The organism is Enterobacter cloacae complex sp. SYL001 (assembly GCF_049237025.1).
In the GTDB taxonomy this organism is placed as follows: domain Bacteria; phylum Pseudomonadota; class Gammaproteobacteria; order Enterobacterales; family Enterobacteriaceae; genus Enterobacter; species Enterobacter intestinihominis.
Genome location: NZ_JBMKJI010000001.1, coordinates 644,250 through 666,226 on the forward strand (window position 1 = coordinate 644,250; position 21,977 = coordinate 666,226).

Annotated in this window: 27 protein-coding genes and 1 pseudogene; 2 read left to right on the forward strand and 26 right to left on the reverse strand. The window is 53.5% G+C overall.

What is annotated here, in order from left to right; translation table 11 throughout:
• Window positions 1-25: 25 nt before the first annotated feature.
• Window positions 26-1,054: a Mal regulon transcriptional regulator MalI gene (locus ACOTZP_RS02900; protein ID WP_271074858.1), complete on the reverse strand. Its 1,029-nt coding sequence runs from the start codon at window positions 1,052-1,054 to the stop codon at window positions 26-28.
• 179 nt (window positions 1,055-1,233) lie between these two features.
• Here ACOTZP_RS02900 and ACOTZP_RS02905 point away from each other — a divergent pair.
• Window positions 1,234-1,428, forward strand: a pseudogene (locus tag ACOTZP_RS02905) (PTS sugar transporter subunit IIBC); the annotation flags it as partial.
• Window positions 1,429-1,567: 139 nt separating this feature from the next.
• Here the strand turns inward: ACOTZP_RS02905 and ACOTZP_RS02910 are convergent.
• Both ACOTZP_RS02910 and ACOTZP_RS02915 read right to left on the reverse strand, forming a co-directional pair.
• The gene (locus ACOTZP_RS02910) at window positions 1,568-1,957 is read right to left on the reverse strand and encodes a S24 family peptidase (RefSeq protein WP_126787203.1); all 390 of its coding nucleotides are present in this window, start codon (window positions 1,955-1,957) and stop codon (window positions 1,568-1,570) included.
• Window positions 1,957-2,196, reverse strand: coding sequence for a hypothetical protein (locus ACOTZP_RS02915; protein ID WP_126787204.1), 240 nt, complete (start codon window positions 2,194-2,196; stop codon window positions 1,957-1,959). Before ACOTZP_RS02915 ends, ACOTZP_RS02910 begins: the two co-directional genes overlap by 1 nt.
• Window positions 2,197-2,282: 86 nt before the next feature.
• Here ACOTZP_RS02915 and ACOTZP_RS02920 point away from each other — a divergent pair, with 86 nt between their 5' ends.
• Window positions 2,283-2,549: a DinI family protein gene (locus ACOTZP_RS02920; protein ID WP_421633653.1), complete on the forward strand. Its 267-nt coding sequence runs from the start codon at window positions 2,283-2,285 to the stop codon at window positions 2,547-2,549.
• 95 nt (window positions 2,550-2,644) lie between these two features.
• Here ACOTZP_RS02920 and ACOTZP_RS02925 read toward each other — a convergent pair whose 3' ends face one another.
• The 23 genes from ACOTZP_RS02925 to ACOTZP_RS03035 form a co-directional block, all read right to left on the reverse strand.
• Window positions 2,645-3,940: a phage tail protein gene (locus ACOTZP_RS02925; RefSeq protein ID WP_421633609.1), complete on the reverse strand. Its 1,296-nt coding sequence runs from the start codon at window positions 3,938-3,940 to the stop codon at window positions 2,645-2,647.
• Between the two features lie 59 nt (window positions 3,941-3,999).
• Window positions 4,000-4,233 (reverse strand): phage exclusion lipoprotein Cor, encoded by a 234-nt coding sequence (gene cor, locus ACOTZP_RS02930; protein WP_421633610.1) that lies wholly within the window; start codon window positions 4,231-4,233, stop codon window positions 4,000-4,002.
• Between the two features lie 107 nt (window positions 4,234-4,340).
• Window positions 4,341-5,012 carry a hypothetical protein gene (locus tag ACOTZP_RS02935; protein ID WP_421633611.1) on the reverse strand — a complete coding sequence of 224 codons (672 nt, stop codon included), beginning with the start codon at window positions 5,010-5,012 and terminating at the stop codon, window positions 4,341-4,343.
• Window positions 5,013-5,327, reverse strand: a complete 315-nt coding sequence (locus ACOTZP_RS02940) for a hypothetical protein (protein ID WP_022651029.1) — start codon at window positions 5,325-5,327, stop codon at window positions 5,013-5,015.
• A gap of 42 nt (window positions 5,328-5,369) precedes the next feature.
• On the reverse strand, window positions 5,370-9,233 hold the full coding sequence (locus tag ACOTZP_RS02945; protein ID WP_421633612.1) for a phage tail protein: 3,864 nt from the start codon (window positions 9,231-9,233) through the stop codon (window positions 5,370-5,372).
• A gap of 55 nt (window positions 9,234-9,288) precedes the next feature.
• Window positions 9,289-9,888, reverse strand: a complete 600-nt coding sequence (locus tag ACOTZP_RS02950; protein ID WP_421633613.1) for a tail assembly protein — start codon at window positions 9,886-9,888, stop codon at window positions 9,289-9,291.
• A complete protein-coding gene (locus ACOTZP_RS02955) occupies window positions 9,876-10,607 on the reverse strand; it encodes a C40 family peptidase (protein WP_421633614.1) in 732 nt (243 codons plus the stop codon). Before ACOTZP_RS02955 ends, ACOTZP_RS02950 begins: the two co-directional genes overlap by 13 nt.
• A 12-nt stretch (window positions 10,608-10,619) precedes the next feature.
• A complete protein-coding gene (locus ACOTZP_RS02960; protein ID WP_421633615.1) occupies window positions 10,620-11,390 on the reverse strand; it encodes a phage minor tail protein L in 771 nt (256 codons plus the stop codon).
• On the reverse strand, window positions 11,390-11,740 hold the full coding sequence (locus ACOTZP_RS02965) for a phage tail protein (RefSeq protein WP_421633616.1): 351 nt from the start codon (window positions 11,738-11,740) through the stop codon (window positions 11,390-11,392). Before ACOTZP_RS02965 ends, ACOTZP_RS02960 begins: the two co-directional genes overlap by 1 nt.
• Before the next feature lie 79 nt (window positions 11,741-11,819).
• Window positions 11,820-12,314 (reverse strand): hypothetical protein, encoded by a 495-nt coding sequence (locus tag ACOTZP_RS02970; protein WP_230373256.1) that lies wholly within the window; start codon window positions 12,312-12,314, stop codon window positions 11,820-11,822.
• Window positions 12,269-12,841 carry a Panacea domain-containing protein gene (locus ACOTZP_RS02975; protein WP_045142476.1) on the reverse strand — a complete coding sequence of 191 codons (573 nt, stop codon included), beginning with the start codon at window positions 12,839-12,841 and terminating at the stop codon, window positions 12,269-12,271. The genes ACOTZP_RS02970 and ACOTZP_RS02975 overlap by 46 nt, the downstream gene beginning before the upstream one ends.
• A gap of 424 nt (window positions 12,842-13,265) precedes the next feature.
• Window positions 13,266-13,679 carry a hypothetical protein gene (locus ACOTZP_RS02980; RefSeq protein ID WP_421633617.1) on the reverse strand — a complete coding sequence of 138 codons (414 nt, stop codon included), beginning with the start codon at window positions 13,677-13,679 and terminating at the stop codon, window positions 13,266-13,268.
• Window positions 13,680-13,755: 76 nt separating this feature from the next.
• Window positions 13,756-16,827: a phage tail tape measure protein gene (locus ACOTZP_RS02985; protein ID WP_421633618.1), complete on the reverse strand. Its 3,072-nt coding sequence runs from the start codon at window positions 16,825-16,827 to the stop codon at window positions 13,756-13,758.
• The gene (locus tag ACOTZP_RS02990) at window positions 16,827-17,114 is read right to left on the reverse strand and encodes a DUF1799 domain-containing protein (RefSeq protein WP_016247126.1); all 288 of its coding nucleotides are present in this window, start codon (window positions 17,112-17,114) and stop codon (window positions 16,827-16,829) included. Before ACOTZP_RS02990 ends, ACOTZP_RS02985 begins: the two co-directional genes overlap by 1 nt.
• A gap of 17 nt (window positions 17,115-17,131) precedes the next feature.
• Window positions 17,132-17,470, reverse strand: a complete 339-nt coding sequence (locus ACOTZP_RS02995) for a phage tail assembly chaperone (protein ID WP_421633619.1) — start codon at window positions 17,468-17,470, stop codon at window positions 17,132-17,134.
• A gap of 67 nt (window positions 17,471-17,537) precedes the next feature.
• Window positions 17,538-18,335 (reverse strand): phage tail tip fiber protein, encoded by a 798-nt coding sequence (locus ACOTZP_RS03000; protein WP_421633620.1) that lies wholly within the window; start codon window positions 18,333-18,335, stop codon window positions 17,538-17,540.
• Between the two features lie 121 nt (window positions 18,336-18,456).
• On the reverse strand, window positions 18,457-18,792 hold the full coding sequence (locus tag ACOTZP_RS03005) for a hypothetical protein (protein WP_421633621.1): 336 nt from the start codon (window positions 18,790-18,792) through the stop codon (window positions 18,457-18,459).
• A 42-nt stretch (window positions 18,793-18,834) separates the two neighbouring features.
• A complete protein-coding gene (locus ACOTZP_RS03010) occupies window positions 18,835-19,767 on the reverse strand; it encodes a phage tail tube protein (RefSeq protein WP_421633622.1) in 933 nt (310 codons plus the stop codon).
• A gap of 46 nt (window positions 19,768-19,813) precedes the next feature.
• Window positions 19,814-20,263, reverse strand: coding sequence for a phage tail terminator-like protein (locus tag ACOTZP_RS03015; RefSeq protein WP_421633623.1), 450 nt, complete (start codon window positions 20,261-20,263; stop codon window positions 19,814-19,816).
• A complete protein-coding gene (locus ACOTZP_RS03020; protein ID WP_265193968.1) occupies window positions 20,253-20,852 on the reverse strand; it encodes a hypothetical protein in 600 nt (199 codons plus the stop codon). Before ACOTZP_RS03020 ends, ACOTZP_RS03015 begins: the two co-directional genes overlap by 11 nt.
• A gap of 2 nt (window positions 20,853-20,854) precedes the next feature.
• Window positions 20,855-21,208: a hypothetical protein gene (locus ACOTZP_RS03025; RefSeq protein ID WP_163373472.1), complete on the reverse strand. Its 354-nt coding sequence runs from the start codon at window positions 21,206-21,208 to the stop codon at window positions 20,855-20,857.
• A 1-nt stretch (window position 21,209) separates the two neighbouring features.
• Window positions 21,210-21,692, reverse strand: a complete 483-nt coding sequence (locus tag ACOTZP_RS03030) for a DnaT-like ssDNA-binding protein (RefSeq protein WP_097331681.1) — start codon at window positions 21,690-21,692, stop codon at window positions 21,210-21,212.
• Between the two features lie 2 nt (window positions 21,693-21,694).
• Window positions 21,695-21,977, reverse strand: a 283-nt coding sequence (locus ACOTZP_RS03035; RefSeq protein WP_421633624.1) for a hypothetical protein, incomplete at its 5' end; no start/stop codon positions are given.

The window sequence follows — 21,977 nt, forward strand, 5'->3', positions numbered from 1 at the left end:
ATTGCCAGGCGATGTGCAGCGAAGATTACTTCACCGTCACTAACCGCGCCGCCACAATCTGATGCCCGGCCTGCACCTCCGTATTTTCAATACGCTGCATAATTCGGTCTGCCAGGGTGTATCCCATTTCACGAGCCGGCGTCGTCGCCCAGACGATGGGGAGATCGTCTAGCGCATTTTCACCGACATCCGCAAATGCCCCCAGCGCCACCTGATGGCCGAAGAACGTTTCTACCCCGCCCTCACCGCTCTGGCGTCCGGCGCGGATCAAGCCGAACCACGCCCCCATCGCAATCACATCGTTATAGCAAATCACCGCGCTGATTGTCGGGCTGTTGCGAAGCAACGTGCCGATGGCTTCGGCGGCTTTTTTCTGGCTGGATTCACACTCCACCACCCATTCGCTGTGAAACGGCAAGCCGTATTTGATGAGCGTGGAGCAGTAACCGCCCACCCGCTCGGCACGCGTCAGGGACGAGCTTTTACCGCCGAGCCAGGCGATGCGCTGATGGCCGCGATGAATAAGATGCTCGGTCAGCATTTGCGCGGCCTGCATGTTATCCGGCCGAAGGGTATCGGCTTCGTCGAGATAGCTGGCGCGCGACGCAAACACCAGCGGTACGCCTTTCTGCGCCGCGCGCTCACACAATTCACTGCCCACACCGGACGCGCCGGCCACGATCACCCCATCCACCCCATGCGTCAGCAGCATATCCAGCCTGGAGAGCAGTTGCTCCGGCTCGCGCCCACCGTGGAGCAGGAAAACCATTCGCCCCTGCGCTTCAAGCGCCTCGGTAAGCCCGGCGGTCAGTTCTGCATAAAACGGCGACGCGAGGTCGCGAACAATCAGCCCTATCACCCCGCTTTGCCCACCGCGCAGCGCCGACGCCTGGCGATTACGCACAAAGCCCAGTTGCTCAACGGCCTCGTTGACGCGCTGACCCGTAGCAGGAGAGATGCGCCCCTTCCCGCTCAATACCAGCGAAACGGTGCTAACGGAAACCCCCGCCGCCAGCGCGACATCGTTGATGGTGATCTTTTTCGCTACAGCCATGTGGTGGCGTGACTCCTTGATAATGAGATCGCTAAAACGTTTTATCAATACGTTATCTTTATACTACCAGTAAAAGCCTGAGAATGTGATTTAGCGCGCACTAAAGTTTGATAAAACGTTTTATCTTTTCGCCCCATCGCGGTCGTTAAATCTCTTTCTACCATTTAAGGAGTCGTTTTATGACGACGAAAGCAGCACAAAAAATATCGCTGTGGGAGTTTTTCCAGCAACTGGGCAAAACCTTTATGCTGCCCGTGGCGCTTCTCTCTTTTTGCGGGATCATGCTGGGGATCGGCAGCTCGTTAAGCAGCCATGACGTCATTACCCTGATCCCTTTCCTCGGAAATCCGGTACTGCAGGCGATCTTTATCTGGAGACTATTAAGTCTTTTAACGAAGTGGCTTGATGTTGGATTGATGTGCGGTAACTTCTGCTATGTTGCCGCGATACGATTTGTCATGTGCAATGAACTAACGTCGTTTCGCGGTAACTTTATGCCCCACCCATGCCCCATCACATCACCGGACAATCATCAAACTCACCAGACCGCGCGTCGTTGATGATATACGTGATCACCCCAAATACCGGACGCGAAGTGTCGGATACCTCATCCTTATCTGGCAAACTCTCCCGTTTACCGTTCTCAAGGTTTTCCAGGTGTGGCCGCGGGTGTGTGCGATACCGCTTAATCCTAAACTCACCGCTATCTGTGCAAACCAGCAATGAACCATCACATGGAGACATTGACGCGTCGACAACCAGCAAAGCACCATTGAGGATACCTTCCCGGTAATGCGTTGCACCGGCCCGCATAAAGTACGTAGCCGCTGGCCTGGTGATGATGCGCTCGTCAAGCGATATACGCTGTTCAACGTAATCCGTAGCCGGCGAAGGAAAGCCCATTAGAAAACCCTCCCCATGTTACGCAGGATCCAGTACCGGTTCTCGCTGCCGTTTGTCGTCTTATCGGCGAAGTCCGGCTGGTATCGCTCGATCCATGTATTTGCATCCGCCTGGCTGAAATGCCAGCTCTTCTCGCGCAACTTATTGATGAATTTATTTGTATTGAGACAAAGGTAACCCTTTTGATTCTGTTCTATAGAGGCTAAAAAAGCTGCGTGAATATCATATTGGCGAGGCATAGCAGCACCCTCACTTGCTCATTGACTGTATACATATACAGTAGTATTTTTGTATCAACAGATCAAGTCAGTAAGGATGGAGAGTGATGTTCGTTGAGCTGGTTTATGACAAGCGAAATGTAGAGGGGCTCGAAGGGGCCAGAGAGATCATACTGGCCGAGTTGAAGAAGCGGGTGCACCAGATTTTCCCTGATGCCGAGGTGAAAGTGAAGCCGATGCAGGCAAACAGCCTCAATAGCGATGCCAGCAAAAGCGATCGTGAAAAACTGAATCGCATGCTGGAGGAAATGTTTGAAGAGTCCGATATGTGGCTGGTTTCAGAGTTCCCGACCTTTCGCCAGGTTGGCCTATAAATTTTGGTCGGGTAATATTCCTGACGTTTGCTCGGTCATGAATACTGAGCAATCAGCCGCCGCCCATTCTTGCATGCGATGGGCAGCGGTTTTCTTTACGAAGCAGATTCTTGAGTCTCTTTTGCCATCGCCTCTTTCTGGCGCTGATTCCAGACGCTGTTTTCAGGCATGTCCAGGCGAACATCAATCCAGCTGTTAGCCGGTACGTCGATCGGCTCCCCTTTTGTTTTTACAATCTCACCTTCATCGCCCAGCATGTATTTGCGCTTAAACAGACGGATTGTCAGTTCGCCGTTATCGGTTTTAACTGCCTCAACTACGCCAAGTTCTCCGATGCCGCCAGGGTCCATTGGAGGCAGTAACTGCCACCCATCAGACGCCAGACCTGCCGAACCTGTGAGAACATAAACGCCGACATCAAGCCGTGAAATAGTAATGCCCTCTGCCTCGGCGTTCGCCGCACCACAGCCGCACCATAAAAAACCATCATCAGCAATATCGCTTCGCTGGTTTTCCTCTTGAGATTTAACGATCCGTGCAACCGGCGAGGCTGCTTTTAGTGTTCCATCGCTGGCTTTAGTGGTGTTCGCAGTAGAATAGTATTCTGCCCAGGCGCTGCCTCCGGTGGAGGTATTTATATTGCGAGCAAAAAGTCTGACTTTGCCAGCAAGTGGGGAATATAACTCTGACTGATAACCACCATGGCTCATTCTGATGCATCCGCCGCCATAATCAGGTGTTGGAGAATCTGGTTGACCAGTATAAAAACCCGTTGGCTGTGAATATGAGTACCCATCTAAATTGCTACCCAAGCCAAAAGCAGCTCCTGCCAGTAAAACTTGCCCTGGCGCCGTACCAGTATCCTTTGTTGCTGCTGTTCCTAAACCGAGGTTTGTGCGAGCGCCTGATGCGGTTGTCGAACCGGTACCGCCCTGTGCTACAGATAGCGCTGTAGTCAGCCCGGAAAGGCTGGTAATGTCACTGTTTGCCCCTTTCTTCGCCAGTGATTTCTGGCCTGGTACTGTGACGGCCACACCGTTAATTGTGATGGTGACGTCTGTAGTACCGTTCATCACATCAGCGAATCCGCTCATGTAACGCTGATACATAGTGAAGGTTTCAGCGATGTCCTGCGCCAGACCGTCGACGCTCAGGCTGTCGCTCAGAAGAATGGCATATTTTGTTCCAGCAGGGATTGTAGGGTTAGCAGCTGGCGTAACGGTGAGACTTGTTGCGCTGCCAATGGTGGTAATCTGAAATACCTGCACAGGGCTGGTCATTGCAATAACGGTACAGCCGTTACGAATAAGAGAACCAGCAGCAGTGAAGTTTGTGCCGGTACCTGTAAGGGTGTTTCCGCTGATGGCGATAGTGCCAGTAGTATAAATCATGTTTTCTCCAGGCAATAAAAAACCCCGCCGGAGCGAGGTTTATTTTGAAACAGAATGAGTTAATGGCAGGTGGTGCTGGTGAACGTGTTGGCGCTAACCCAGGTCCAGTTAAAGGGGTAACCGGCGCGGTACTGGGTCTGATTATTTTGCTTGCGGACTCCGTAGATCTGGACGCTGCTTTCCTGTCCGCCGACAAAGGCTGTTCCGGTGCATACGGGTTGCTGCTTCTCAATAACGCCAGCGCAACCGGAGAGCAATACCGCTACCGCCAGGCAAAGAATCATATTTTTCATAGTGGTTATATCCCAGGGCATTCATGAAGCTACACAATAACAATATGAATCAATGGGATATAATTGATTTGATAGATCAATTATTCAAAATTGATCGCTAAAAACGATCAATCATAGTTGGCGCAGTTAATGGCCATAATCACGTTCCTCAGATTCGAATACGTAACGTTCTGAAGGTTGCCGCCGGGGGTTGTCTGCGGCCTGGCGAATATCCGCGTATTGCTTCCCTCAAGTTTTGCCATGCTCTTGTATATGGCCGAGTAGGGCTGCGGTTGACCGCCAGCCGATACAACCCCGGTAATTAGTCCCAGCATGGCAGGCATGCAGGCCCACTTCCCCGCCAGAGTTGTATTGATGTTGTATCCTGAGCTGGCATCCACCCCGGCGGTACCGAGGGTGACAACATCGCTCAGCGTGCGCGTTTCGTTTGTTAAAATCAGCGTCCCTGATGCATCCCACACAGCCAGCCCGTAGTCTGGCTTTGTCTGCGGGAAAATAGAGAAAAAATAAACGTACGCTGTGCCGGTTGCATTCGGTCTGAGAAAATCAATCGTGATGGTGTTCCCGCTTATCGTCTGGGTGATTTCAACCTCAACCGTGCAATGAACGAACGCGACAACGGGCTGACCTGCGGCGAATGTGTGCGTCACTTTGGTATTGAACCCCGATGTTCCCTGAAGTGCCGCTGTCTTTCGCGCCTGAAGAGCGATTGGCGAGCTGTTCGCGGTCACCCATACTTCCCCGCTCGTGGTCGTCAGTAAAACGCCATACTCCGCCATTTATGCCCTCTCGATCTGGAAAATGAGATAAGCCGCTGCCGCAGGCTCAGTCCCTGCTGAGTAGTCGGTATCGCCTACAGCTGACACTGTTGCGGTTCCCCCCGAAATGGTGATCTTCCTCCGACTCGTTCCAAACTGATCGCCGTTCATGCTCTGAAAATAGGTCAGCCTGCAACCCGGTGGAAGCGCTACGGTGTAAGAGCCTGTTTTCTGGTTCTGGGCCAGCTGGAGATATCCACAAACGCTGACAGGCTTAACGCCATAATTATTAACATTGCCTGATGCGTCCCATGTCTGAACACCATATTCCGCCATCCAGTTCTCCTGAAAAAAAGAGGCCCCGTAAGAGGCCTCCCGTTACCATGTTCCCGTGATTCTCCCGATCTGCACCCTCAACCCATTGTTGGAGTCCCGGACACTAATTGTCTGATTGGTTTGTTTCATTGCCCCCTCTCCAGCTGTGGAGCCGTAGTTCTCAAACGTTCCTGACTTATCCAGTTTCCATCCGACGGAACCAGCAACGTAGTTATTTGACTGAATGTAGTTACCTATTTTGGCATTGCTGATGGTACCGTCCTGGATGAACGTATCCCGGATGAAGGTCTGTCCGTTCTGGATAACGAACGGCAACGATACCGCCCCACCAGCCTGCGCCATTACCGCGAAACGGTCAGCCACAAACAGCACCTGTGATTGCATGCCAGATGGAGTATTCTCAACACCTATCCCCATACCAGCAGCATACTGTTTTCCGTTCGCATCCACGGCAACCTTGATGCTGTACATCGCCTTCAGGTCGCCGTTGACGTTCGCAATGGCCTGCACGTTGGTGGTGATCGCTGAAGTGTGCCCGTTGATGGTCGCCGTAATGCCGTTTATCTGCGTGGCCGTGGCCTGCTGATAATTGGAAAACGTCTGGTTCAGGCTGTTGATTGCTGCCTTGTTGCCGTTCACGTCAGTCTGCAAACTCAGCAGCGAACGCGCTGTTGCCTCCCTGTCGCTTGCCATAACATTATCAATACGATCGATGCTGGCCTTACTGTCACCGTACTGCGCGCTGAGTCTCACCTGCTGATCAACCTGCGCCAGCGTACTCGTTATTAGCGCGATGGAGTTACTCTGAATGCCGCCGCTGGCAGTATCGGTTCTTGCTCCCAGCTCCTCCAGACGGGATGCCATTGATGAAGTCGTGTCGGTGACAACCTGTCGCAACGTGGTGATATCAGCAGTATTTTGCGAGCTGGCTTGTTCAGCTGCATCTGCCTTACCTGATGCAGCGTCAGCTTTGCCCGAAGCCGAATCAGCTTTATCAGAAATGACCTGAGTACTCGCAGTAAGCTGGTCGACAGCTGTCGCCCTCGCCTGCGTTTCATCTGACAGAGCCTGCCTTACCTCGGTAATTCCCGCCTCGTTCTGCTCAGTTTTTGCCTCAAGACGAGTAACATCCGTGACGCGAGCCTCCGTCTCAGTGGCGATCACCTCCCGGAGTTGTTCGAAGGTCGCAGAGTTAGCGCCCTGCTGGGCTGTCTGCCGCACGACAACATCAGCAATAGCAAGCGCGTTGCCGATGATTGCTTCTGCTGTCTGCTTATTCGATCCAACCGCCGCTGCAAGACCGTTTGCATTCTCTTTGATTGCATCAGCCAGTTCTGCGAACTTTTCACTGCTCTCCACCGCGCTCTCGATCAGGTCTTTGAACGTATCAGTCTCTTTAATCTCCTCCAGGATCACATCGGTGATATCGGAAACATCGATGCTGGCCTGCCCGCGCACCCATTCTGTGTAACCTGATTCGTTACCGGTTCGGTCAACCAGCCGTGCCCGGTACCAGAATTCCTGCCCCGCCTTCAGCCCCATCTGCTGATAAAGTTTCTGCGGATACGGTACAGATGCCAAAAGCATAGGATTCGAACCGTCAGCGGCAATGCTGTATTGCAGCTCAGTGCTCAGGGTGTCACCTGTGTCGGCTGGAAAGCCCCAAGTTATATGGATCCCAAAAACGACATTTTCAGATGCCGTAAGACCGACAGGCTTAGGAACATCCCCCGTACGCCCCTTCAGGTGTGTAAGCGCGGAAGTTGCCCAGAGACTCGATGCACCGCCGGAGTTGATCGCGCGTACACGGACCAGATAATCACCCTCGAAGATGCCAGGCACTTCGATATTGCGAAGACCGGTCTCCGGTACGTTAACCCACTCATTGTCGCCGCGCTTCCACTGCACCCGATAGGCTATGACATCCGCCTGTGGTTTGCCATTTTTATCCAGTGGCGCATCCCATGTAGCGGTTAGCGTGGCCACGCGCTGCCCTTGTCGAACCGAATCATAGCTCGCCACCACGATATTGGTCGGCTGGTTGACGAGGCCGGTTGGTATCAGACTTATTGGCGGCGTGTCCAGGCGGGCATTGTTATCGACCGCATCATATTTTGATGCGTTATATTCGGCCCCGGTGATTGTGAAGGTGTTTTCTTCATCATCAAATCTCAGGTTCGTAACGCGGAAGTATTGCAGGCGTAACTGCCCGGCATCGATGACGAATACAGCATTGGGTAACGGCGCTGCCGTGAAAGGAGTGGCGACCACCAGCTGCGTGCCGTTTACGGCCTGGATCACCCGGCTTTCAACGGTACCGCCCTTTGTGCGGATCATCAGTGTGTCACCCGCAACGGCACTGGTACCCCGATCGGTTGTCACAGCTTTCAACCCGGCGTTATATCCGGTTATACGCCCGCCATAAACACGTCCTGAAAGGCGTTCGTCGGCAAATGCAAACACGGTACCCGGCACGTAGACATAGCCATCAAGCCCGGTCTGTAGCGTGATAATCCGGTCAAGTGAGTTGGAGTACACAGCCCACCCGCCACGGCGCTGTGCTTCGCTCTCGCGCGTGCAGCCGATTGCGGTGATCTGCGTTTGCTTAAACTTGAACTGCTTAACCAGGTCCGGGAACATCACCGCTGTTGTGCGGTCCTGATAGTGATTGTCAGGGTCACTGAAGTTAATCAGCGCGCTGGAGAAGCGGGTCTTTTCACTGCCGCTCGAGTAAACCGGCTTGCCCACCACCGAAGCGCGGGTAAGGATTTGCAGCTTCGACGTATCCGCCGGCATGTCCGAGACAACATTGAACATGTTGTTGCCCCAGAACGTCATGCCGTTAAAGCCTGCGGCGATATCCTTGATCACCTGCCAGGCGTCGGCCTGCGCCTGAATGTACACGTCAAACATGAAGCGCGGCTCTGTACCGCTACCGCCTTTTCCATCTGGTACAAGCTGATCACAGCGCTGCGCTATGCGATAAAGCTCCCATTTATCGAGCATTTCTGGCGTCACGCGGCGGCCAAGTCCGAAACGCGGCTCAGTGAGCACATCGAACCAGATCCACGCTGGGTTATTCGTCCAGCCCCACTTAAACGTCCCGTCCCATGTGCCGCTATAGGTTCTGGCTATCGGATCGTAATTCGAAGGGATGCGGATAATGCGCCCCTTAGGTTTACAGGAAACCTTCGGGATATTGTTGAACGATTTGGCGTTGAACGACACATACAGCAGCGCCGTATGGGGATAACGCAGGCGCGCATCAATCACCTCAGTGATTGCCTGTACCTGCGTTTTGTTCTGCAGCATCTGGCTGGTGCTGTCATCGGTGTCTCGCACCACTCGAATCTGCCAGCCAGTGCTGGCTTTGGGAAGATTAATACGGTGGGTTAGTTCATAGAGCGAACTGAGCTTCTCTGTGACGGTTTTAGTCATTACTGTCGAGTAAGCGCCACCGTCCACCGCCAGATCAATATGGTACTGAACCGTAGTGCCGACAATATCCCCATCGTTTTCCTGCTGCTGTAACCCAGGGATGCCAATACGAACCAACACCGCGTCAATCTGGGTGTTACTCAGTGCGCGGGTCCATGGTGTGGCCTTTGTCAGCGATACGCCAACCGTAGTTTCATTCTCGACTGCAGGGAATCCCGGTATTGGTGTCTGGGTCTGTGTGCCAGGCCGGAAATCCCATGACACATTTTCAAAATTCATCGTTCCGTCGGGGTTTCCCAACGGCGTACCGTCCAGGAATATCCGGGTCGCATCCAGGCCACCAGCAAACTCACCCTCCCCGAGCGCCAGCAGCATGCGGCAGCGCGCCATTGACTGCGCCGAATCGGGCTGTTCTACAGGTGTGTGCTGCTTCTGGCTGCCACCCTTTGCACCAGTGATCGCTTCCATATTACATCCATAAAAAAAGCACCCAATTGGGTGCTTGATATTCAGAAAGGAGTTTTCAGATGTCTTCTGCGACTATGCCGGCACTGATGATGGCGCCGCCAATCTCGCGCTCACCATAAAGAAGCGCGACCGGGTTACCCATCGCAAGGGTATTCACCGATCCACCGAAGGCATATGAGGGTTTATTGTCAGGATCGTCTCGCCCCTGTAGTCCTTTGGGCTGGGGCGAAAGCATCTGGTAAATTCCACCAGCCATCATTGACGCGCCCGACATGATAAGTCCGGCACCAAAGGTGAGACCTACACCGGTCCAGCCGGTCGCCACGCCGACGATAATACCGGCGACCACCATCACTGCCCCCAAGATGGTCTGGAACATGCCGGCCTTCTTCGCCCCCTCCATAACTGGCGCTATGCGAATATCGCTATCGCCTGCCAGCTCCTGGAAGTCCTGCACGCCTATGTTGCGCTTACCGCGAAACACCGCGAAGGTCATGCCATTTTTTTTAGCGTTCATCAGGTAGCTTTCCAGCCCATCGAAATTGATGCAGAGCGCCTTCACGGCTTCTGCCGAAGTCTGCACCGCCAGCTTATGCACGCGCCCGAACCGAGCGCCCAGCGCGCCATACAGGCGGATAGTGGTTAAACGCGCCATGGTTTTATCTCCTGCGGTAGCTCTTTGTGACGGACGCAGATCATCGTCCTGTCTTTGAAATAACCGCGCGCATACGGCGTGATGCAGGATGGCTGCCCGTACAGATGGTGAAGCAGCTCACCTTCCTCGGTAATGATCCCCGCGTGGTTCCACTTAGCGGATTCAACCTGCATGATTACCATGCAGCCTGGCGACGGGTCGCATTCGACAAACCCTTCCCGCTCCCAGTTTTCGAAATAGAGATTGTCCGGGTACTGGCTTTCCCACCATGGGTAATCGACGCGAAAATCGTTCAGCGTGACGCCCTGAATGGCGTGCCAGTCCATAATCAGCCCCCAGCAGTCATTCGAGCCCAGGATAAACGGACGCCCAATAAGCGGCACCGCCTCCGGCATTATATCGGCGTATTCATCGCTGTCCGGCGCGTAAATGCCCCAGACCACGCCGGAGTTATTGCACTGTTGTCGGTCCAGATCGGACGGAATAGGCCGGGCACCGTCGCCAGGGTGGGAGTGGATGACGCGAATAATCGTCCCGATATCTTCGGCGTTAGCCCAGTGCTCGCCGTCGATGCGAAAATGTTCTGTCGGATTTTCGTGCGTATTCGGCACGGGAATGTAGCGCTGGCGACGGCCAGACTGAATAACGAAGCCACAGCACTCACGCGGGGATTCATCCAGTGCATGCGCCCGGATAGCTGCCATTATGGTTTTATTCATTGGTACGTCCGGTTATCTGGAAAAAAGCACGGTGGCTGGATAGCCCCCAAAATCAAGGGTCGCGGTATTAGGCTCTGCCAGCCCGGCACCAAACCGCTTACGGCAGTCACTCAGGCAGCCGCCGCACACATCCAGCGCCGGGTCAGCGACAGGATTACCCTTCGCATCAAAATACGCCGTGCCGTTGTAGGTGCATCCATCGCCGCTCCGGTACTGCCCGCGTAGCGCCCATTCGCAGAGCGAGGTGATTTGTCTGGTTGGGATAACAAGCCCCTGCAAGTCTGCGGGGCTACTGAGTGACCATGAAACCACTTCGTCGTCTTCGGAGGTTTTCGTGTCAAGCCAGAAGGTCTGAAGGGTGAACATTGACGAATCAGTTGTAGGGTTTACGCCACCAGGGTAATTCACAGCATCGAGATAGACCGCATAGGTATCGATAATGCTCACTTTGGCATTAACCATGTCTTTAAATTGCAGGCATAGCGCCGTGATATGACCGTCGAGGTTGGAAACGCTAAGAGACGGCTCCGCCGCCTGGTCTGTTGATAGCTCCAGGCCTGAAACCTGAAACGGCCAAAAATCGTAGGTATTGCCACCGAAGACGATTGGCTTGGGTCCGAGCTTTTGCTCATCTCCATTGGCAGCATCAATTTCTTCCGGCGTATGGGGGAAAGGTGCGTAGTGGAAACGGTGGATACCACCACTGAACTCTGAGGCGTCAACTTCAACCAGGCGAACCCTGCCACCCGGTGCCAGCATCGCCGCCTGATCGACTAATGCCATTATGCGTAAACCCCGTATGCGCGTTTGATGGTGAAAGTCAGCTCAGCAAACTTGCTGCTGATCTGATTTTTTCGTACGGAATCGGCGACTACCCGATAAAGCCCCTTCGCTTCTCCGGGCGGCGTGATGATGAAGGCCTTCACGGTATGAGCCAGGAGGAAATCACGGACTGCATCAACCTCAGCCTCTGCTCCTGTATGCTTCATTGGCACCTGGATCGCCGTGGAGTTGATGCCGTTCTCGGCCACCTGTTCGTAACCATCGCCAAACTGCGCAGCACGCACCGTTTGACTATATTCAATCGCGCCAGCACCGAGCTGAGATCGCCAGTTGTATGTTTCAACGGCCATATTTGCTCCATAAAAAAACCCGCCGAAGCGGGTGTGTAAGATATCATAAAGCAAAAAACCGCCAGATGGCGGGTTTAAGTTATGTGCCTGTCAAACCATCGGTCGGTTCAGGCTGATCTATTAATGACGTGTTCGTACAATACTTTTCTTTAAACCTGATGTGCTTTGGTTTTGCTTGTTCTGAAATATCGAAGCCTGAGAGTACTCTCTCGAATGCAGCTTCTGGCATATCATCATGCGCCGTTATTTCACCGGCTGCATGCTTTCTTGCAACATTATCGACACGCCAGATAACTGCCTCGGCATAGACTATATAACTGGGATGCTGGATAAATCGATGGTCACCAGGGTTAAGCACACACGCATCATCATGAGGAACGCCCGGCTTAATACTGGACACGTTAACAACCAAAATGCAGTAACAGTCGTTTACTGGGTAATAAACAGGATCGTTGCAAATCACATGAAGATGATTGCATGGCCCGCTTGGAGCTAAAACGGTTCCTTTTTTATATGGTTGAAATGTGCTCATGACAATTGAGAAGAAAACTCCTTGAGCTCTTGTGATTCGCACATGCTCCTGAAAATATTTTCAGCTTCTTCAGGAGTTTTACCCTCATTCAAAAAAATTTCACGCACGTCAATAGGGGTTCTAGACCCGCGAGGATCATGCCATTCCGGGCAAACATCACGCAGGTGAGTCATATCGCGCAACTCGTATCTATTCATGTGACCATACTGGGCATAAATTTCATCGAGGATGCGGACATCTGCCCGGCTCAATTCATCGAACACTTCATCAGCATCCATTTCACGCGGATCAGCACTCAGGCAAACATCATGCCCCGCTGTTTGAATCAGCCGATACCAGTATTCACCGCCAGTCTCTGCTCTACCACGGATTAAATCCAGGGTAGTAGACATCACAGGGCCATGAGGCATTGAATAGAGACGATCCTCACCCATCATGCGTCCATGTCGGATCATAGATTGGCGATTTGCCAAGTATAATAATTTCATAAGCTTCAGATATGCCATGCGCCCGCCACGTTTAAGTAGCAGGTAAGCAGCCATCTGAGCTACTTTTTCTTCGCTAAACATATTGAACCTCTAAATCATTTATGAAAGCAGCACTCTACAGTGATTCTATAGCTAGCTATAACTTTTAAGCAATCCTCATTTGGTCAAGATAGCCCCACGTTCGACGATGATCGCGATGACCATTTTGAAAGTTAACAGCACTATCGCAGAAGTTACCCCTCAGGTAATAGTAAACTATTGTCACGTTCTCGGGAGATAGGCGGTGCCTATGAGCCAGCTTGAGCTTTCAAGAATGGCATAAATAGCACTTTTTGCACAAAATGTATGGCTTGGTTGGAATGCAGAACAACAAAGATTGCTGTAGTATTTCGCCCCCTCAGAAAGCTGGCGCTCGCATTTTAACCGCATATACCACCCCAACAACAAAAAGCCCCGCATGTGCGAGGCTTGTTGGGCTATAGGCCCGGTAGGTCTTGGTTAGTGGTTAAAATGCGGTTGGGTAAATCCCAAATTCTGAACCAGAGCCGTAACCTATCCTGTAAGTTAATACCTTACCTTCGATTACTTTACCTGCCTGTTCACTCATTCCCCCACCACACATTCCTTTTGGCCACGCGCTGAAGATGTGATCCCCCAAGGTGGGGTAGATTGTGATTTTTTGTTCAGGGTCAAGATCGGCAACTTCACGCCCATCGACATAAACCCTCGTCAAACAAGCACTCCCCACATAACCAGAGTCACGTTTAATCACAACCTCCCCGGTGCCAGCGTTTTTCGTGAAGAGAGTGTTATCAAGAATTTGTTTCCCTGGCGCTGGCTTAGCCTGCTCAGTTGAAATTGGCTTGGTAGCACACCCAACCAAAGCGATGATACCCATAACCAAAATAAGTTTCTTCATGTCCCTATCTTCCCTCGGTGAAAGCCCGGACTAATCCTAACAGTATTCGGTCAATGGAAAAACCCGGCGAAACTGGCTACCTGCCTTTACTGAAGTTATAGATCATGCCGCCTGGTTTCAGGTGCTTCTGGATAACCTGCAACGCAGCGTTCTGCATTTCATCGGCGAGCGCACGGCCCATAACATCACCGGAACTGGATGTTTGGGTTGTGACCGAACCACCAGCATCAACGTTAACGGTGGTATTAATAACCGGAGCCATACCGCCACCGCCCTGGGCGCGTACGCCCAACCGTCCGGCGGAGTCCCGAGTAAGCGGCATGATTGCTTCAGCACCAGCCTCTGCGAATACACCGCCCTTCGCAAACTTCGATGCGCCCTGGAAAGTAAAATACTGGGGTGAGTCGTATACCCCATTAACGTACTTACTGAGCCCTGGCGAATCATAAACACCGCCTTTAGCGTTAAAAGTTAGGCCAGCGGCAGCGTTCGCGTAAGATCCCCCTGGTGTGCTCCCGCCTTTACTGCCACCGTTTATCCAGCCCATCGCGGCCTGTACTGTATAGGCCACTATAAGTTGGTTGGTTATCTCGAGGATCATCTTGAGCATAGATTTGCCGAACTCTTTAACTGACGCGGTGCCAGTTGTCATAAGCTCAGTCAGCATGTTGCTCAGGCCAGTCAGCGTGGAACTGGCAACGTTTTTAACGGCGTCGTAAGTGTTGGTTGCAGCGTCGAGATATTCATTCCAGCCACTTACCGCACCTGCTTTCCAGTCGCCCCGTAATTTGTCCTCTTCGGCATAATATTTCCTGAGAGCCGCCAGTTCTTTTTTATAACCGGCATCGTCAAGCTTACCGCCACCGTTGAGCCAGCCCTGGCGAAGCTGCGCCTCTTCCATCATGCGCTGCGTTTGCCGACTGCTGAGGCCTGCACTATCACGCAATGCATCGGTTTTTTCCGACATCTGCGTGACGTATTTATTCGCCTGCTGCGCCAGGCCGTTAATCTTCTGCTGCGCCTCTACTTCCTTGTTCTTCTGATCAACCACCTTGGCGGCGTTCAGAATCGCCTCACGGCTCGACAGTAAAGATTTTTCCTGAGCAGTCAGCGCGCGGGTTTTGGCTGCCTCATCCAATTCAGCGAATCGAGATTGCTGTTTACTGAACTCGGTGTTTTTAGCGTGGGTTTCTCCTGTTTGTCGGAGGGTCTCGAGCGTTTCAGTTAACGTTCTGGCCTGGGCGCGATAGTTCTCCAGGGTGCGATCGCCAGCTTCCAGAGTGGCTTTCGCCTCTTTGGTCTTTTTGTCTGAGTCCTGAGCAAGCTTCGAAACAGCATCCTTAGTTTGCCGATCAACTGAGCCTGTGCCTTTTACACCACCAGAACCATTCTTCGCTTCCTCCTCCCATTGCCACTGGGATTTACTGAGATTAGCAATGTGCTTATTGTACTCAGCTGTAAGCTGAGTATATTCCTTGCTTGCAGCCTTTCTGCTCTCGGCAACGCTCTCAGCGAGCCCATCAAACCCCATGGATTTGATGAGAGCTTCCCCGCCCGGTAGTTTGTTAGCAATATCCGTGAAACCGGTAATCATCCCCCCCATAATTTCAAGGGAGACCTCTTTCATCTTGACGAAAAGGGCTTCAAACGAAGTGCTCAATAACTTGAACACCTCGATAACCTGATTGCCCCAAGCCCGCACAGTAATTCCGATCTGGCCGAAAGTGTCAGAGGCGAATGCTTTTAGCCCAGTCCATGCTTTGCCAATATTGTCCGTTGCCTCAATAGTCTCCTGTGCGCGTTTTTCCATGACGCCAGCAAACAGGTTAATGGCTTCGGTAACAGCCGCCTGCTCACCCTTCTGTTTACGAAGCTGGATGATGTGCTTAATCATAGCCTCATCAACGAAACCATATTGCTCATTGAGGCTGGCCAGCCCATTAACCGGGTCGCTGACAATTTTGCCGAAGTCGGCCATTGCCGTTTTGGTATCGTTTCCGGCCTTACCCATTAGAGTGATGGTCGTTGCGATCTGCTTCATCTGACTGGCGGTATATTTGCCAGTATCGTTCAGTGTAACGAGCGTATCGACGGTGGAACTGATCGATGTATTCGTCTTACCGGCCACCTCCTCAGCGGCTTCGTTGAGCTGCTGCATTGAAGCGAAGCCAGCACCTCCCATCATGATGACCGAGCGAGCTACCTGGTCGAATTGCTCTGATGAATTGTATGCCGCGGCAGCCAGCAGGCCGATCGTGCCAATCAGCCCACCAAGTGCGATTGTGGTAGGGTTAATCATCCCAGCCATGCTGCGGATGTATTCGCCGACGCCGGACAGCGCCCCCTGAACCGAGCCGAACTGGTCTTTAATCTGCCCGCCCTGTTGAAGCAGAATCAGGAACGGCGACTGCCCACCAGCTAACTGCGTGGCGATATCCGTGAACTGAGCCGGAAGCGTACGCATTGCTGCGCTGTACTGACCGACGGAGATTCCAGCGCGGCGGGCCGCCGCCTCTTGGCGGGATAGTGCCTCTGGTAGTACGTCAGCGACACCAGAGAGGCGCTCACGCGTCTGGTTGAGGATGGTGTTGAAGTGCTCGAACTGCGCGCCGTTAATGCGGCCTGCTTCAAAATGGGCCACCAGCTGTGCGTGCTGTTCATCCAACGAATTGAACGCGCGGATAGTCGGGTCGATGGACCCAAGAAGGTTCTTTAACGCTGCGGACTGCTTCTCTGCCGCCTGGGTAGCGGCTAATTCGGCCTGAGCACGAGCCGCGGCTTCTCCGGTGTCGGTCAGCTTAAGGCGGGTGTCATCCAGGATTTTGTTGTAAGCCTGGAAGGTATCGGTATCCAGGAAACCTTTGGCCTGGAATTTCCGCAGCGATTCTTGCTGCTCATCCAGCCGGTTTAAGGCCTTGGTAACCGGATCGATATTCTCCAGCAACCCCTTGAGCGCGTTCTGCTGCTCCTTGAGCCCTTCACTGCCTTGCTTCGCAGATTCAGCGCCAGCGCGAAACACGCTATTCAGATCATCTGCTTTATCTACAGCACCGGCCGCCGCCTGGCCGAGTTTATCCAGTTCGTTGCTGGCTGTTTTCAGGTCAGAAACATCGGCCCGCAAAGTAATCGAGGCGATCTGGTCTGTCATTATTTCGTCTCCTTATGCATTACCTTGAGAGCCTCGCTTTCCATAATCTGAAGGTCAGCCATGCAGGCCGCCGCATCCTCAACCCCGTGTAACTCGAACATCCAGGGGAGAACGTTGTAATCAAGGCCGGTCGCCCCGCTCGCGCCGACTCGCCACTGGGTCGCCAGGGAAGAGAAGATGGTGAAGGACCTCCACACCGATGGCAAGATCCCCACCTCTTCCTCCACGTCCTCAGGCGTCAAACCAAAAGCGCTCAGCTCCGCGAGAGTCGGCCCCGGCGTGTACAACGCTGCGGCGACCTGCCTCAGTTTTTTTCGCGGATACCCATCAGCTCTTTGGTGTATGCCAGACCTATGCTGTCGAAAGCGCGCGGATAGTTCTGCAGGAGGACAATAACGTTGTCGCGGGTGAACTCGTCAGGTAGTGCCCACCCCTCGACAATTTCCATGAGGTAGTCGGCCTGCGGCTCGATAGCAGCCTTTTTACCTTCAGCGGCCTTTTGCAGCTTTTCGTCCATAGAGCGCAGCTCTTCCAGTGTCTTATGGCGGAAGGTGAAGGTTAGCTTGCCGTCTTCGGCGCCAGCGCGTGGGATGCTCGCGGTCACAGAAAATGTAGGAGTGGGGATGAGTGAGAACTTAGTCATTTCGGTTCCTTAGAAAAAGAAAAACCCGCCGTAGCGGGTTGAATATTCCAGTGTGTGATGGTGAGAGTTATCGTTTGTACAGCAGACCGCCTGGCTTCAGCGCATTGCGGAGAACATCGTTTACCACATCGCGCACCGCCAGTTGCAGGCCAGCTACTGAAGCTGTTTGCGCATCAATCTTTGCCTGGAGGGCTGCGAACAAATCGCTTTCACGTACAGCATCAATGATGGCCTGCGTCATTTCATCGCCAAGCTTAATCTTCATCTTCCTGGCTGATACCACAGCGTTTCCAATGATGGATGAAGCGGCTTCATGTACCTTAAAGCGATCGGCCTTAAACGTTACCTGCTGCTTTCCTTCTTCAACTCCGAGGGTCATGCCAGCAACGTGCAGTTTGCCGCCGTGGTTCACGTTCATCTTTACAATATAGTTGGCAGACACTACGCCATCGCCAATCAGCGCTTCGTGGATGTAAGCCTTGCCGGTTTTATCGACAAACCAGCCACCTTTAAGGCCATGAAGTGCGCAGCTGTTACGGATCTCTTCGTCCAGCGCCTCAATAATCTCTTCGGTATCGACAGAAGAAACCCCTTCGATCCAGTCACCGGCTCGCCAATCTCTTGCTGAGCCATCCTGCCCAACTGGAAGCGGACGCAGGCGCAGCTGCAATCGCTCACCTGCTTTGAGACCGGAAATAAGGTAGTTGATAGCAGGCCAATGGATGATTTCTTTCACAAGCCGGCCATCTTCATGAAGGTATTGCAGCTCCAGCCACAAGCAGCCACCAGGCCATTTCCATTCGACGTCCACACCAAAAGGTTTGGGAGTGGTTTTTACGTAAGGGACGATTGAAGGTTCTGACATTTTAATTTTCCTTTTAGGCGTGAGCCTGTCGCACGGCAAATCCGCCGAAAGTTAACGGTTCGCCCAGGCTCACAGCTGAAAGACTTTCTTTGATGTGCGCGTGCGATGCGCAGATGTGTTATTACCAGGAAGCTTCGTATGCGATGTTCGTCAGCTCATCTGACAGTTCTCTGATGGAGTAAGCGATAGCCATCTTCTGTTCCCTGCTGAACGACGGCCAAAGTTGACGCAAAGATTCAGTGAGTTGATGTTGCCAGTGTCCATCACCGCTTAGATCTTCCCATCCATCAGGCAGGAGACAGAGCCCACGACCGTAAAGCTCCTCTTCCGGGGTAAGGGGTGGCCGAGCGGCTGCCGTATTTACTGGGCCATCACCCCAATTGCCGATAACTATTTTCCCGCCACCAGCCATATTGACTGTCATCCCAACCTCACTGATCTCAATTGTTCCGCTCATGGGTTACTCCAAAAAAAAGCCCGGCTTACCGGGCCTGATTGGTTAGCTGACCGTGACAGTACACGCAGCCGAGGTGATGGTTTTGCCAGCGGCGTCGGTGACTTCACAGGTGTAAACGCCAGCATCACCGGATGCGACAGACGAAATGTTGAACGTCGATGCGGTTTTGCCCGGAATAGCGGTGCTGCCTTTCTTCCATACGTAGGTGTAAGGTGCTGAGCCGCCCTTCATTACCACCGCCAGATCCAGCGCCGCGCCTGTGGCAACCGACTTGGTGGCCGGCAGGTCGGTCAGGAACGCCAGAGGCGTCACGGATGAATCGGCGATCGGGTAAATCTGCATGTCCGATTCGAAGTTCATGCGCGCCTCGTTACTTTCCACGGCGTTGATTTCCGTGCGCGGCACGCGCTGGAACGATACTTTGGCTGAGTAGAAACGATCGGCTTTGCCGCGTGGGTTATGGAACCAGACCGCTGTTGTGTCGCTGGAGTCATCCAGGTCAATGAGGCGTTTGTAGATCGCCAGTTGAGGGTCGTGTGCAAAGGTGTAAACCTGAACCACGGCGTTTTTAAACGTTGGGATAGTTCGCGCTTTGTCATCTTCGAGGAACTGCACACTGATGTTCTGCTGGTCACCACCTTCAGTTGATAGTGTCATCACCTGAGGCATGGTGATCCATGAGTCGATTTTGCGCAGCGTGCCCGCGCCAGTGCCTGCCGGGAATTTGGTGGTGTCGGTAGTATCGAATGCTTCCAGCACGATTTTATTACTGGTCACCGATTTGACGCGCAGCACCATGTTATCGAGCTTTAACCAGCCGGAACTCACCTGAACTACGTCACCGGCCAGAATGCCGGCGGCCGATGCAACGGTCAGTTCGCATTCCGTCGCGTTAGAGGCTGCGGTAAAGGTGATTGGGGCTTGATAGGCCTTGGCCACGTTCACACGCGAGCCGTTAGGGATTGCGAATGCCATAGCACTCTCCTGAATTTAGATAATAAAAAACCCGCCGGGTGGCGGGTCAGTAATCAGCGCGGTACTGCATGCTGACCGGGGTAGTGTAGGTGATAGAGCCGTTACTGCCGTTGGGTGATGATGTGGGGCGATCCTGTATAGGTTGACGCACCTGCGGCGGACCATTGATATAAACGGTCAGGTCACCATCCACCAGCGGCAGCCCTTCGGGAAAAGCATCTGCGACAGACTTTGCCAGCCCTCTGGCCAGCGTCACCCCGCCGCCTGCCTGCGCGATGATGTTGAGCTGGAGAATGCCCTGATATGTACGCAACTGACCTTCCAGATCCTGCCCCACGGTTTGCGCCGGAAGAACGTAAACACGCCCGTACGGCGCATTATCCGGTGGAGTAAACGCGATGTTCGGCCAGGCCACCGGCAGCCCGAGCGAGGAACAGATAACCGCGACGCGACCTTCCAGCAGGCCAGCGATACGCATTGACTGATCACCGGCCATTGCGCACCTCGCTCATTGCCTCACGGAACAGCTGCGCCGCGTCGATAGCTGTAATGCCCACCATCCCGCCCGGCGCCTGGGTGGAATGACCGTTTTCCAGCGCTGCCGCATATGGCAGGTTATTGGTGAAGTAAATCGAGCTGACCTGGCCCACTCTGAATACCTCAAGCACCGCCATGCCACGTGAATTTGAGCCCTGGCCGGAAGCATCTGGTGTATCGTTTGACTGAGTCGGCTGGCTGTCGAAACCCACATACCAGTTGTTCTTGAACCGACCACCGACATAACCCTCAGGCTTTTTGATGTCCATCGAGTCGTTTACGCGCAGGCCGCGTCTAAGCCGTCCCGATTTGGTCAGGTTGGCCGGATCATCACGCAGGGCCGCGTTGTGCTCACGAACGGCGGTGTTGTAGGCTGATGCCGTCTGATTCACCTCCCATGTGTCTGGTTTACCAACCGGAGACATTTCAATGAGGCGACCAAGGATTTTGATACCCGTCCGGCGGACCGCCTCCTCAATCTCCTGCTTTGAACCATCGACGAACAACTGAATGGCAGCCAGGAACGGCTGATTTGCAGAACTGGTCATAATCAGGTCCTCAGCTGGATGTTGTAGGAGATCAGCACATCTGCGGGCTTAACCGGATTCGGCTGAACCACGCGCCACTTTTTGCCGTCGATATCAATGAGGTCGCCAATGCGCACTTCCGTTTCAAACGTGGCCGCCAGTTTCTTATCGCCCGTAGCAATCAGTGAACCGTCGATTTCACGCGTGGAGTATTCGGTGATAACGCCGGTAACGGTCGCTGTAATAGGCTCGGTGATAACCTCTTTCCCGTACTGATCGCGGGTGGTGGTACCGCCTCGGGTCAGTTGGTAGGATTTGCCGTTATCCTTCAGGAGCCGCGTTGCCGTAGCGCGCATGCGTCGATAGTCGATTGCCATGCTACCCCCTTTCGACCCGGACCTGGTTGCCGCCCACTACAAGCCCGCGCAGTGCGGAATAGAACCATGGGAATGACGGAGAAGCTTTATTCGTTCCCGGCTCATACTGGACTGTTACCGCACCCTCGACGCGCTCCATCGTCACCGCCCCACCGCCAGCGACCGACGGGGTGAGGTCAATCTCCTGCGATTCGATGGCCAGGCGACATTGAGCATCAATCAGGCGCTGTGGAATCGCATCATTCGACAGGTCAACACCATCGAAGCGCACGCCGGAACGCGGCCAGGATAGAGGCTGTGATGCGCTGGAACGCTGACCGCGCCAGGCCTTCCCTTCCAGAAAGTCCATTGCCTGCATCAGCATCTGACCGCACTCACCATCATCTGCAGGAATGCTATATCCGCGCCCGGCGGCAAATGCCCGCAGGTCTGACACGCTGGCGTAGCTGTTGAAGCCTGGAGAGTTGGGATCGGCAACCAGCATGGTTATTCCTCCAGACGCCAGTCCAGCGCCAGCCAGTTATCCACTTCATCAGGATGAACATCTGCGCGCAGCGGGCCGCCAGGGAATTCTGGGGTGTCACGTACCATGACCACCAGCTCAATACCCTGCTGTTCCTGCTGCTGTTCCTGCTGCTGTTCCTGCTGCTGTTCCTGCTGCTGTTCCTGCTGCTGTTCCTGCTGCTGTTCCTGCTGCTGTTCCTGCTGCTGTTCCTGCTGCTGTTCCTGCTGCTGTTCCTGCTGCTGTTCCTGCTGCTGTTCCTGCTGC